The sequence below is a fragment of the Microbacterium sp. DWRC1-3 genome (assembly GCF_049896645.1).
GTDB classification, from domain to species: Bacteria; Actinomycetota; Actinomycetes; order Actinomycetales; family Microbacteriaceae; genus Microbacterium; species Microbacterium maritypicum.
In genome coordinates this window covers 511645-525149 of record NZ_JAFCUS010000001.1, presented here as the reverse complement: position 1 = coordinate 525149, position 13505 = coordinate 511645, and the positions used below count along the sequence as shown (strand labels likewise).

The following is a 13505-nucleotide window of genomic DNA, read 5'->3' as shown; positions in this document are numbered from 1 at the left end:
GCTACTCCTTCTGATCGTGGTGCTCGGGTTCGACGGAAGGCGCAGAGATCCCGCGGTCACCGCCGTTCGGGGTGGGGGCGCTGTTCCAGGTCCACCACGCGATCTCAGGCGCATCTTCGCCGTGCGCGCGCGTGTAGGTCCGCGCACGAAGCCGCGCATCCTGCATTTCCTGTCGCAGCACCGCGTGCGTGGAGGCGAGGCCGGGCACCCGGTCGATCACGTCGATCACGAGGTGGAACCGGTCCATGTCGTTCATCATGACCATGTCGAACGGTGTCGTCGTGGTGCCCTCCTCGATGTAGCCGCGCACATGGAGGTTGTCGTGTCCGTGCCGCCGATACGTGAGGCGGTGGATGAGCCACGGGTAGCCGTGGTAGGCGAAGATCACAGGCCTGTCCTCGGTGAAGACGGCATCGTACTCCCGGTCGCTGAGTCCGTGCGGATGCTCGCCCTCGCTCTGGAGCCGCATCAGGTCGACCACGTTGACGACCCGGACGCTCAATCGAGGCATGCGCTCACGGATGATGGCTGCTGCGGCGAGGACCTCCAGCGTCGGGACATCACCCGCCGCCGCGAGGACGACGTCCGGTTCCTGATCCGTCCGCTCGTTCCCGGCCCATTCCAGGATGCCCAGCCCCCGTGTGCAGTGTTCGATGGCCTCCGACATCGTCAACCAGTTCGGCGCCGGCTGCTTGCCGGCGACGACGACGTTGACGTAGTCCACCGAACGCAGACAGTGATCGTAGGTCGACAGGAGCGTGTTGGCGTCGAAGGGCAGGTAGACGCGCACCACATCCGCCTTCTTGTTCACCACGTGGTCGATGAATCCCGGGTCCTGGTGCGACAGCCCGTTGTGATCCTGACGCCAGACGTGTGAGCTGAGCAGGTAGTTCAGTGAGGAGATCGGGCGGCGCCAGGGAATGCCCTTCGCGGTCTTCAGCCATTTGGCGTGCTGATTGAACATCGAGTCGACGATGTGCACGAACGCCTCGTAGGAATTGAAGACTCCATGGCGCCCCGTCAGCAGGTAGCCCTCGAGCCACCCCTGACATTGGTGTTCGCTGAGCATCTCGACGACGCGGCCGGCCCTGGCCAGGTGGTTGTCGTCATCGATCGGCCACAGCGCGGCGTTCCACTGCTTGTCCGTGACCTCGAAGACGGCGTCGAGACGGTTGGAGGCGGTCTCGTCGGGGCCGAAGATCCGGAAGTCCTTCGGGTTGGCCGCGATCACATCGCGCAGCCAGGTGCCGAGAACGCGAGTGGCCTCGCTGACGGACCCTCCCGGAGCCGGGACATCGACGGCGTAGTCGCGGAAGTCCGGGAGAACCAGGTCTCTGCGCAGGAGGCCGCCGTTCGCCACGGGGTTGGCACTCATCCGCGCATCTCCCTCCGGCGCGAGAGCGGCCACCGACGCTCTGATCGAACCCGACTCGTCGAACAGCTCCTCCGGCCGGTAGGAGCGCATCCAGTGCTCGAGCAGCTGGGTGTGCGCGAGCGTGTCGCGGGCGTCCCGAAGGGGAACCTGGTGCGAACGCCAGTTGTCCTCCGCCGGATGTCCGTCGATCACCTTCGGGCAGGTCCACCCCTTGGGTGTGCGCAGTACGATCATCGGCCAGGCGGGACGGGCGTTGAGCGCGCCCGACGCCGCATCCGCCTTGATCTGCGCGATCTGGTTGAGCACCTGATCCAGGGTGTGCGCGAATCGTCTGTGGACTTCGAGGGGATCCTCACCGTCGAAGCCTCCGGAGACGAGGTACGGCGTGTGCCCGTACCCGCGCATCAACTGCAGAAGCTCCTCTTCGGGGATGCGGGCGAGCACGGTCGGGTTGGCGATCTTGTAGCCGTTCAGGTGCAGGATCGGCAGCACCACCCCGTCGTGCTGGGGATCGAGGAACTTGTTCGAGTGCCATCCGGTCGCCAGGGGCCCGGTCTCGGCTTCGCCGTCGCCGACGACGGCGGCGACCAGCAGGTCCGGATTGTCGAATGCGGCCCCGTAGGCGTGGGCCAGCGAGTAGCCGAGCTCGCCACCCTCGTGGATCGACCCCGGGGTCTCCGGTGCCACGTGGCTGGGAATCCCCCCGGGGAAGGAGAACTGGCGGAACAGCGCGCGGACGCCTTTCTCGGTGCGAGGGATCGCGTCGTACACCTCGCTGTATGTGCCGTCCAGGTAGGCGTTGGCGACCATCCCGGGCCCTCCGTGACCCGGCCCGGCGACGAAGAGGACATCGAGCGCACGCTCCCGGATGACGCGGTTCAGGTGGGCGTAGATGAAGTTGAGGCCGGGCGTGGTCCCCCAGTGGCCGAGCAGTCGCGGCTTGATGTGGTCGCGGGTGAGCGGCTCGCGCAGCAGAGGGTTGTCGAGCAGGTAGATCTGCCCCACCGACAGGTAGTTCGCTGCACGCCACCAGGCGTTCAGAGCCTCCAGCGTCGGGGGTGACGGTTCGGTCAGCTCGACGCTCGGCCAGCTGAGGGCTCCGGACGCACTCATCGCGTTTCGTCTCGGAAGGGGGTTCGCGTCATGAGCACGAGTACATCTCCGTTCGCTCGGGCCCTCCAGTGCCGAAGGTCCCGAGCCGGTCCACGAGACCCTCGGACGGCGTTCGCCGCAGACCCTTTCGCCAGACGACCTCTGGAGTCAGGTCGGTGTGACCTTCGTCCCGGGGATCGCGCACCGGACCCGCGATCGTGGGGGGATGGAGACCACACGGACCGACCGCATCATCGTGGGCGTCGATGGCTCGGCGTCATCCGTCGAAGCGCTGCGCTACGCCGCTCCCCTGGCAGACGCCCTGAACAGACCTCTGCACGTCGTCACCACATGGACCGCACCACCCATCGATCCCTATGCGGCCATCGAGTGGTCGCCCGAACAGGACGCCGAGGAGATTCTCGGTGAGAGCATCCGGAAGGCCTTCGGCGGACGACCACCCGCCGGACTGACCCAGCGGACCCTGCTCGGTGCTCCTGCACGAACGCTCATCGGACTGAGCGAGAACTGCTACATGCTCGTGCTGGGCAGTCGCGGTCACGGAGGGTTCGCCGGATTGCTCCTGGGATCGGTCAGCGCCGCATGCGCGGAACACGCGCACTGTCCCGTCCTGATCGTCCACACGCCGAAGATCGCAGCCGCAGACGGCGACCACACTCGACTCTGATCCCGAGAGACCCTCTCGACGCCAGGACGACGAAGCCGAACTCGCCCGCCGGTGCCGACGGACATCTGCGTGCCGACGACCGCTCTGGCCTCTGACTCCGACTACCGTCGCACCTCCGAGTGCGCTCGTCCGAGGTTCACGAGCGACACGAAGACGAAGACGATCACGGTGACCGCGGCGGCCAGCCCCAGGGCGACCGCTGCACCCCAGACGAGTCCGACGTTGACGCCACCCGCTCCTGGCGGCTGGAGAGCGGAGTCCAGCTGGACGAGGAGCATCGCTCCGGTGAGGAGGATTCCGGCTGCTTGGGCGGTGATCAGGAGCGTCGCGCCGCGAGGTAGCTCTCGGAAGCGCCCCACGGTCAGCAGGCGCACGGTCGCGACGAGGGCCACGAGCAGCGACACGTACACGACGACGGTCTGGATCACGGCGGCCACCGTGACAGGAGCGAAGACACCGCGCACCACACACGTCTGCGCGAACGGGAACAGCTCGAAGACCCCATCACGTCCGCCCTCGCCCGGTCCAGGACAGACCCCTGTGTAGCGGTCACGCCCTGCATTCGTTGACACCACGAAGACGCTCAGGATGAAGAGGCACCATGCCACCCACCCGATGACCGTGGGCCGCAACGACGACCGTCGGGTTCTCGGGACCGTTGGCGTCATGAGCGCCATCGTAACGGGACCCTCCTCGTGCTCTTTCGCTGCGTGCGCTAGAAAGTCCTTATGCACAACGGTGACGGTCTGCCGGCCGCGCATGCCACGCGCCCGCGGCGCCGACGCCGCGCCCTCATCCTGATCGGCGCCCTCGTGATCGTGGTGCTCGTGCTCGTCGCGATCGAGGTCACCCGCCGAACGCTGGCCGAACAGGAGGATGCGCGGACGGATCCGGCCTTCTATGCGCTTCCCACTCCCCTGCCCCGCGACGATCCGGGCGAGATCATCCGCATCGCACCGATCGAAAGCGCTCCCGTCGGCACCAGCGCGTGGCGTGTGATCTACCACTCGCGCGATCAGGCGGGCGCGGATATCCCGGTGTCCGGCGTCGTGATCGTCCCGAACGGGCCGGTTCCCGACGGCGGACGCACGATCGTGTCCTGGGGCCATCCCACCACGGGGGCGGCCACACGGTGCGCACCGTCGCTCGGGATGGACCCGTTCGAGTACATCGAGGGGATGCACGAGCTGCTCGCCGAGGGGTACGCCATCGCCGCCACCGACTATCCCGGCCTCGGGATCGAAGGCGCCTCGTCGTATCTGCTGGGCATTCCCGAATCCAACAGCGTGCTGGACATCGTGCGCGCAGCACGCCGCATCGACGGCGCAGGGGTGAGCGGCAGGGTCGTGCTGTGGGGACATTCGCAGGGAGGCCAGGCCGTTCTGTTCGCGGCGGAGCGCGCGGCGGAGTACGCGCACGAGCTCACGATCGAGGGCGTCGCGGTGGCGGCGCCGGCGGCGAATCTGAACGCGTTGATGACCGACGACATCGTCAACCTCTCGGGCGTCACCATCGCCTCCTTCGCCATCCCGGCCTACGAAGCCGCCTACGCAGAGCAGTACGGCTCCGAGGCGATCACCGACGTGCTCACGCCCGCCGGGCTGTCGGCGACCCCCGACATGGCCGCCCTGTGCCTGCTCACCCAGAACGCGCAGATCCACGCGATCGCCGACCCGCTCGTCGGTCGCTACGTGCGAAGCGACCCTGCGACGACAGAGCCCTGGCAGACGATGCTCCAGGAGAACAGTGCGGGAAACAGCCCTCTCAGGGTGCCGGTTTTCGTCGGTCAGGGAGAAGCCGACGAGCTCGTGCTCCCGAGCGCGACCGAGGGCTACGTGAAGCTGCTCTGCACGCAGAACACGGATGTCACCTTCCACCGCTATCCGGATGTCACCCACGGCCTCGCCGCCTACGCCGCGCTGCCGGATCTGCTCCTGTGGCTCCCGACGCTCGGTGGAGGCCGCCCCGCTGCCGACGGCTGCGACTGAGCGCTACTCCGCCAGGACCACGAGCTCTGCCAGAACCCGCGGGTGGGCGAGGATCCGGAAGTGTCCGCCCGTCTCGAGGCGGACGTTCTTGGCGCCGGCGAGCTCACTCCCCTCCGGGATGTGCGGATCGAACCCCGCGTAGACCGAGACGATCCGCTCGTTCACGCTCAGCTGCCGTGCGAGACTCACGATCGATGGGGCTTCCGGAGAGAACTCCCGCAGAGTGCGTGACAGTATGCGGCGGGCGTAGCGAGATCCGCCGAACGGTGTCGCGACCGCGAGCATCGACCGCACCCGCTCTCCCGCCGGGCCGGTCATGACGAGTTTCCCTGCGAGGCCGCCCTTGCTGTGGGCGACGAGGATCACATCGGTGAGGTCATGCTCGTCGAGGAAGGCCGTCACATCGGCGGCCAGGTCGACCACCGGCTGCTGATTGCGGCGGAGCGCGTCGACGATGTGGACGGGGTGCCCGCGCCGATGCATCGCCACGACGAGCGGTTGCAGGAACCTCCAGGTCTCGTACACACCGGGGAGCACGACGATGTGGGCGGCGCGCCCGGATGCGAAGGAGGCCGGATCGGTGCGGTCGAACAGCGCACGCACCTGCCAGTACCCCGCGTAGACGTAGTCGGCGACCCACCACCCGGCGTTCCTCAGCACGCCGATGATGTGCTCCTCGGACGACGGCACGGCTCCATGAGTGAAAACTACCTGACGCATATGACAGAGGGGGCGGGACCGAAGTCCCGCCCCCTCTGGATGCTGTCCGTCAGACGCCGGCCTTGTAGATGGGGGCGGCACCGCGGATCGCATCGCCGACCTTGTGCACACGAAGGTCGTTCGTCGATCCGACGATTCCGGGAGGGGAACCGGAGATCACGACGACCTTGTCCCCTTCCTCGGCGAGACCGTTGCCGAGCAGGTACTCGTCGACCTGGTGATACATCAGGTCGGTGTGCTGCACCATGTCGACCAGCGTCGAGCGGATGCCCCACGTCAGCGCCATGCGGCGGCGGATACCCGGCTCCGGCGTGAAGGCGATCATCGGGATGCGCGAGCGCAGACGCGACAGGCGTCGTGCCGAGTCACCGGACTGCGTGAACACGCAGAGGAACTTCGCGTCGACGAACTCGGCGACCTCGAGAGCGGCGAGGGTGATCGCGCCACCCTGCGTGCGGGGCTTGGTCGTGAGGGGCGCGATGCGCTCCAGGCCGTGCTCCTCGGTCGACTCGATGATGCGAGCCATGGTCTCCACGACCACGACGGGGTAGTCGCCGACGCTCGTCTCACCGGAGAGCATGACGGCGTCTGCACCGTCGAGCACCGCATTCGCGACATCCGAGGTCTCGGCGCGCGTCGGAACGGGGCTGTTGATCATCGACTCGAGCATCTGCGTCGCGACGATGACCGGCTTGGCCATGCGACGTGCGATCTCGACCGCACGCTTCTGCACGATCGGCACGGCCTCGAGCGGAAGCTCGACGCCCAGGTCGCCACGGGCGACCATGATCGAGTCGAAGGCGTCGACGATCTCCTCGAGCGCGTCGACGGCCTGCGGCTTCTCGACCTTGGCGATGACGGGCACGCGGACGCCCTCTTCCGCCATGATCTCGTGCACACGGGTGACGTCGTCGGCGTTGCGGACGAACGACAGGGCGATCAGGTCGGCGCCGATGCGCAGACCCCAACGCAGGTCGTCCTCGTCCTTCTCGCTCAGCGCGGGGACGTTGACGGCGACGCCGGGCAGGTTGATGCCCTTGTTGTTCGAGACGGCCCCGGCGACGATCACCTTGGTGGTGACCGTGACACCGTCGGTCTCGACGACCTCGACGCGCACCTTGCCGTCGTCGATGAGGAGGAAGTCACCGGGCTTGACGTCCTGCGGGAGACCCTTGAAGGTTGTACCGCAGATGTCCTTGTTGCCGATGATGTCTTCGGTGGTGATCTTGAAGATGTCGCCCTTGGCGAGCTCGTAAGGGCCGTTCTCGAACTTGCCGAGACGGATCTTCGGCCCCTGGAGGTCGACGAGGATGGCGACCGGACGACCGGCGTCCTCTGCGGCACGACGCACGTTGGCGTAGTTGTTCTCGTGCACGGAGTAGTCACCGTGGCTGAGGTTCAGTCGAGCGACATCCACCCCCGCATCGATCAGTGCGCGCACCGTCTCATAGGTGGAGGTGGCGGGGCCCAGGGTGGCGACGATTTTCGCGCGTCTCAAAGATTTCTCCAGGGTAGAAGTGGGGGAAGGTAAATCAGGCGACGGTGCCGGCCTCAGCCTACGCGGGCTGGAGACCGATCGCGACATCGCTCGGACGCACCGGCTCGGGCAGCACGGTGCTGCCCATGAGGAATCGGTCGACGTTCGCGGCCGCTGCACGGCCCTCGGCGATGGCCCATACGATGAGCGACTGTCCGCGGCCTGCGTCGCCGGCGACGAACACGCCGGGAACCGTCGACTCGTACGACGAGTCGCGCCCGAAGGCACCGCGCTCGGTCACCTGCGGAAGCGTGTCGTCGGTGTACCCGCCCTGCTCCGGTCCGGTGAACCCCATCGCGATCAGGATCAGATCCGCCGGGATCTCCCGCTCGGTGCCGCTCTTGGGCACACGGCGCCCGTCGATGTACTCCGTCTCGGCCACACGCAGCGCGCGGACCTCGCCGACCTCGTTCCCGAGGAACTCGACGGTCGATGCGAGGAAGACCCGCTCACCGCCTTCCTCGTGCGCGGAGGAGACCTCGAAGACGGTCGGCATCATCGGCCACGGCTGGTGGTCGGGACGCGTGTCGCCTGGCTGCTTGCCGATCGCGAGGTTGGTCACGCTGAGCGCGCCCTGACGGTGAGCGGTGCCGATGCAGTCCGCACCGGTGTCTCCGCCGCCGATCACGATGACGTGCTTGCCCTCGGCGCTGATCTGGTCGGTGACCTTGTCTCCGGCGACCGCGTGGTTCGACTCCACGAGGTACTCCATGGCGAAGTGCACGCCGTCGAGGTCGCGTCCGGGGATCGCGAGATCACGCGGCACGGTCGATCCGGTCGCGATGACGACGGCATCGTAGCGGGCGCGGAGGTCGGGCCAGGAGATGTCCTTGCCGATCTCGACACCCGCACGGAAGCGGGTGCCTTCCTCCTGCATCTGACGCAGGCGCGACTCGAGCTGCGTCTTCTCCATCTTGAAGTCCGGGATGCCGTAGCGCAGCAGACCGCCGATGCGATCGTCACGCTCGAAGACCGCGACGGTGTGCCCGGCCCGGGTCAGCTGCTGTGCGGCGGCGAGGCCCGCGGGCCCTGATCCGACCACGGCGACCGTCTTGCCGGTGAGGCGCTCGGGCGGCTCGGGCTCGACCCAGCCCTTCGCGAAGGCCTCGTCGATGATGGAGACCTCGATCTGCTTGATCGTCACCGCAGGCTGGTTGATGCCGAGCACGCACGAGCTCTCGCAGGGTGCGGGGCACAGCCGGCCCGTGAACTCCGGGAAGTTGTTCGTCGCGTGCAGGCGCTCGATCGCCGCGCGACCCTCGCCGCGCCACGTCAGATCGTTCCACTCCGGAATCAGGTTGCCGAGCGGGCAGCCCTGGTGGCAGAACGGCACACCGCAGTCCATGCAGCGCCCGGCCTGACGGCGGAGGACCTGCGTGTCTCCGGGCTCGTAGACCTCTTTCCAGTCCATGATGCGCACGGGCACGGGACGCCGTGCGGGAAGCTCCCGCTCGGTCACCTTCAGAAAGCCTTTGGGGTCAGCCACCGGTCACCTCCAGGATGCGGTTCCACACGATGTCGCCGTCGGGGTCGATCCCCTCGGCCAGCGCCTCCTCGCGCATGCTCCGCACCGCGGCGAAGTCGCGAGGCAGCACCTTGACGAACTCTGCCGCGGCCTCTTCGAAACTCTCGAGAAGCGCGGACGCCCGCGGAGACGCGGTGCGCTCGATGTGTGCGACGAGCAGGCTGCGCAGCACTTCGAGATCCGCGCGGTCCAGCGGCTCGAGCAGCAGCTCTCCGCTGCCCAGCGACTGGGCGTTGACCTTGCTCGTGTCGAGCGCGTGCACGTACGCCACTCCCCCGGACATGCCGGCGCCGAAGTTCCGACCGGTCGAACCGAGGATCACGGCCAGGCCACCGGTCATGTATTCGAGTGCATGGTCGCCCACGCCCTCGACGACGGCGGTCGCGCCGGAGTTGCGCACCAGGAACCGCTCGCCGACGACACCGGAGATGAACATCGTCCCCGAGGTCGCGCCGTAGCCGATCACGTTGCCGGCGATGACGTTCTCATGGGGTGCGATGGCGGAGCCGCGCGGCGGACGGATGGTGATGTCACCGCCCGACAGGCCCTTGCCGACGTAGTCGTTCGCATCACCTTCCAGCCGCAGCACGATCCCCGGCGGCAGGAACGCCCCGAGCGACTGTCCCGCGGTGCCGTGCAGGGTGACGTCGATCGTGCCCTGCGGCAGACCAGCGGCACCGTGCCGAGAGGTCACCTGGTGACCCAGCATCGTTCCGACCGCGCGTTCGGTGTTGGCGATGGGCAGCTCCACCACGACGGGTTCGCCATTGAGCAGCGCCCCCTTCGCGATGTCGATCAGCTGCACGTCGAAGTGCTTCTCGAGCTCGTGATCCTGCGCGCGACCGCTGCGGCGAGGCTCGCCCGCCGGGAAGACGGGGCCTTCGAGCACGGGAGTGAGGTCGAGGCCCTCGGCCTTCCAATGCTCCACCGCGGCGTTGACCTCGATGAGCTCGGCGCGACCGATGATCTCGTCGAGCGAGCGGTAGCCGAGCTCGGCGAGGAGTTCGCGCACTTCCTCCGCGATGAACTCCATGAAGTTGACGACGAACTCGGGCTTGCCCGTGAAGCGCTCACGCAGAACCGGGTTCTGCGTGGCTACGCCGACCGGGCAGGTGTCGAGGTGGCACACCCGCATCATGATGCAGCCGCTGACCACGAGCGGAGCGGTGGCGAAACCGAACTCCTCCGCGCCCAGGAGTGCTCCGATGATGACGTCGCGACCGGTCTTGAGCTGACCGTCGACCTGGACCACGACGCGGTCGCGCATCCCGTTGAGCATGAGGGTCTGCTGCGTCTCGGCGAGACCGAGCTCCCAGGGCGTGCCCGCGTGCTTGAGCGAGTTCAACGGGCTCGCACCCGTCCCGCCGTCGTGGCCGGAGACCAGGATGACGTCGCTCAGCGCCTTGGCGACACCTGCCGACACCGCGCCGATTCCCGACTGGCTCACCAGTTTGGTGTGGATGCGTGCTTCGGGATTCGCCCGCTTCAGGTCGAAGATGAGCTGCTTGAGGTCTTCGATCGAGTAGATGTCGTGGTGCGGCGGCGGCGAGATCAGTCCCACACCGGCCGTCGCGTGACGGGTGCGCGCGACCCAGGGGTAGACCTTGGTCGGCGGCAGCTGACCACCCTCACCGGGCTTGGCGCCCTGGGCGAGCTTGATCTGGATGTCGTCCGCCTCGGTCAGGTACAGGCTCGTGACGCCGAAGCGACCCGAGGCGACCTGCTTGATCGCGCTGCGACGCTCGGGGTCGACGAGACGGTCCGGGTCCTCGCCGCCTTCACCGGTGTTCGACTTCGCACCGATGCTGTTCATCGCGATCGCGAGCGTCTCGTGCGCTTCACGGGAGATCGAGCCGTAGCTCATCGCACCCGTGGAGAAGCGCTTCACGATGGCGGAGACCGGTTCGACCTCGTCCAGCGGCACGGGCTTGCGGGTGCCGGTGCGCAGGCTGAAGAGTCCACGCAACGTCTTGAGCTCGGCCGCCTGCTCGTCGACGAGCTTCGTGTACTCGCGGAAGATGTCGTAGCGCCGTGTGCGGGTCGAGTGCTGCAGCTTGAACACCGTCTCCGGGTTGAACAGGTGCGGAGAGCCGTCGCGGCGCCACTGGTACTCACCACCGGTCCACAGTCGCTCGTGCGCGCGGGCCGCGGCATCTTCCGGGTAGGCGTAGTCGTGCCGTGCCTGGTTCTCGGCGAAGATCTCCTCGATGCCGATCCCGCCGAGCTTGGACTCGGTGCGGGTGAAGTACGCGTCGATGAACTCCTGGCTGAGGCCGACAGCCTCGAACACCTGGGCGCCCGCGTAGGACGACACCGTGGAGATGCCCATCTTCGACATGATCTTGAGCACGCCCTTGCCCAGCGCGTAGATCAGGTTCTTGACCGCCTTCTCGGGCGTGATGCCGGTGATGTAGCCGGTGCGCACGAGGTGCTCGACCGTCTCCATCGCGAGGTACGGGTTGACGGCGGAGGCTCCGTAGCCGATCAGCGTCGCGACGTGGTGCACCTCGCGCACGTCTCCGGCTTCCACGATGAGCCCGACCTTCATGCGGTTCTCGCGGCGGATGAGGTGGTGGTGGATCGCCGAGACCATGAGCAGGGACGGGATCGGCGTCAGGTCCTTGTTCGAGTCGCGGTCCGACAGGATGATGAACTCGGCGCCGTTCTCGATCGCCTCGTCGACCTCGGCGCACATCTCGGTGAGACGGTCCTGCAGAGTCTGGGGACCCGCGTCGAAGTGGTAGAGGCCACGGATGGTCGCGCTCGACCGACCCGGCATCGCCTTGTCGATGTGGCGGATCTTCGCGAGCTCGTCGTTGTCGATCACCGGGAAGTCGAGCGAGACGGTGCGGGTGTGCTCCGGTCCCCAGGAGAGCAGGTTGCTCTCCGGACCGAGGCCCAGCTTGAGGCTCGTGACGACCTCTTCACGGATCGAGTCGAGCGGCGGGTTCGTCACCTGCGCGAACTGCTGCGTGAAGTAGTCGAACAGCAGGCGAGGACGCTTGCTGAGCACCGCGATCGGCGTGTCCGACCCCATGGCGCCGAGCGGCTCGACACCGGTCTGCCCCATGGGCGTGAGGAGGATGCGGACTTCTTCCTCGGTGTATCCGAAGGTGCGCTGTCGACGGGTGATCGATGCCGGCGGGTGCACGATGTGCTCGCGTTCGGGCAGCTCGGCGAGCCGGACGGCGCCGGCATCCAGCCATTCCTGCCACGGGTGCATGGTGGCGAGGTCGTGCTTGATCTCGCTGTCCTCGATGATGCGACGCTGCGAGGTGTCGACGAGGAACATCTTGCCCGGCTGCAGGCGACCGCGACGCTTGATGCGTTCAGGCTCGAACTGGAGCACACCGGTCTCGGAGCCGATCACGACCAGACCGTCGGTCGTCTCCGTCCAGCGTCCAGGACGCAGGCCGTTGCGATCGAGGGTCGCGCCGACGAGCGTGCCATCGGTGAAGATGAGCGCTGCCGGACCGTCCCACGGCTCCATCTGGTTGGAGTGGTACTCGTAGAACGAGCGCAGCTCCGGCGTGATGTCGGCCTGCTTCTCGTACGCCTCCGGCACCATCATCATGATGGCGTGCGGGAGGCTGCGTCCGGTGAGGGTGAGCAGTTCGAGCACCTCGTCGAACGAGGCGGAGTCACTGGCGCCGTCGGTGCAGATCGGCAGCAGCGGCGTGATGTCGCCGAGGAGCTCGGACTCGAGCTGCGACTGGCGGGCGCGCATCCAGTTGCGGTTGCCGCCGACCGTGTTGATCTCGCCGTTGTGGGCGAGCATGCGCAGCGGCTGGGCGAGCGGCCACGACGGGAAGGTGTTGGTGGAGTAGCGCGAGTGCACGACCGCGAGCTCGGAGGCGAAGCGCTCATCCTGCAGGTCGGGATAGAACGGCTCGAGCTGCAGCGTCGTGACCATGCCCTTGTACCCGAGTGTGCGGGCCGAGAGCGAGACGAAGTAGGCGCCGAGTTCATGCCCGGCGCGCTTGCGCAGACGGTAGGCGACCCGGTCGAGGGCGATGCCCGTGAGGGGGGCATCGGTATGCGTCGCCCCTCCGGCGCTCACGAAGAGCTGCTCGAAAGCGGGACGCGCCTCGTCGGCGAGCTTGCCGAGGTTCTCGTTGGCGGTGGGGACGTCGCGCCAGCCGAGGACGCGGAGTCCCTCGGAACGGGCGATCTTCTCGATCCCGGCCTTCTGCTGGCGGCGCTCGCTCGAATCGCGAGGCAGGAACGCCAGTCCTGCGGCGTACTCCCCCACGGGCGGCAGTTCGAAGCCGACGACGTCGCGGAGGAATGCATCGGGCATCTGCGTCAGGATGCCGGCGCCGTCCCCGGTGCCCGCATCCGAGCCGATGGCTCCGCGGTGCTCCAGGTTGCGCAGGGCCTCGAGGGCCAACGCGATGATGTCGTGCCCGGCTTCGCCGCGCAGTGTCGCGACCATGGCGAGGCCGCAGGCGTCTTTCTCGAACGCCGGGTTGTACATGCCCTGCTTCGGGGGGTATGCGCCGGAGGCGCCGTAAGGGGGCTGGAAGTACACCAGTTACCGTCCTCAGATCTTCGAGTGAAACCCGGGGACGACGTCGGCC

The 13505-nt window shown here is 67.5% G+C and carries 8 protein-coding genes; 2 read left to right on the top strand and 6 right to left on the bottom strand.

Features of this window, described 5'->3' with window-relative positions:
* Position 1 precedes the first annotated feature (1 nt).
* On the bottom strand, positions 2 to 2488 hold the full coding sequence (locus ACP699_RS02505; RefSeq protein ID WP_426168912.1) for a phosphoketolase family protein: 2487 nt from the start codon (positions 2486 to 2488) through the stop codon (positions 2 to 4).
* 205 nt (positions 2489 to 2693) lie between these two features.
* Here ACP699_RS02505 and ACP699_RS02500 point away from each other — a divergent pair, with 205 nt between their 5' ends.
* Positions 2694 to 3155: a universal stress protein gene (locus ACP699_RS02500; RefSeq protein WP_426168909.1), complete on the top strand. Its 462-nt coding sequence runs from the start codon at positions 2694 to 2696 to the stop codon at positions 3153 to 3155.
* A 101-nt stretch (positions 3156 to 3256) separates the two neighbouring features.
* Here the strand turns inward: ACP699_RS02500 and ACP699_RS02495 are convergent, their stop codons facing one another.
* Positions 3257 to 3727, bottom strand: a complete 471-nt coding sequence (locus ACP699_RS02495; protein WP_426168906.1) for a hypothetical protein — start codon at positions 3725 to 3727, stop codon at positions 3257 to 3259.
* Between the two features lie 156 nt (positions 3728 to 3883).
* On the opposite strand from ACP699_RS02495, the gene ACP699_RS02490 reads away from it, so the two are divergent.
* Entirely contained in the window at positions 3884 to 5143 is a 1260-nt protein-coding gene (locus ACP699_RS02490; RefSeq protein ID WP_426168903.1) for an alpha/beta fold hydrolase, read from the top strand.
* 3 nt (positions 5144 to 5146) lie between these two features.
* Here the strand turns inward: ACP699_RS02490 and ACP699_RS02485 are convergent, their stop codons facing one another.
* The 4 genes from ACP699_RS02485 to gltB form a co-directional block, all read right to left on the bottom strand.
* The gene (locus ACP699_RS02485; protein WP_426168900.1) at positions 5147 to 5833 is read right to left on the bottom strand and encodes an esterase/lipase family protein; all 687 of its coding nucleotides are present in this window, start codon (positions 5831 to 5833) and stop codon (positions 5147 to 5149) included.
* Positions 5834 to 5912: 79 nt separating this feature from the next.
* Positions 5913 to 7361 (bottom strand): pyruvate kinase, encoded by a 1449-nt coding sequence (gene pyk / locus ACP699_RS02480; protein ID WP_055868164.1) that lies wholly within the window; start codon positions 7359 to 7361, stop codon positions 5913 to 5915.
* A gap of 58 nt (positions 7362 to 7419) precedes the next feature.
* On the bottom strand, positions 7420 to 8886 hold the full coding sequence (locus tag ACP699_RS02475) for a glutamate synthase subunit beta (protein WP_017830584.1): 1467 nt from the start codon (positions 8884 to 8886) through the stop codon (positions 7420 to 7422).
* Complete coding sequence (gltB, locus tag ACP699_RS02470) at positions 8879 to 13402, bottom strand: glutamate synthase large subunit (protein ID WP_157535620.1); 4524 nt, start codon at positions 13400 to 13402, stop codon at positions 8879 to 8881. The genes ACP699_RS02475 and gltB overlap by 8 nt, the downstream gene beginning before the upstream one ends.
* Positions 13403 to 13505 lie beyond the last annotated feature (103 nt).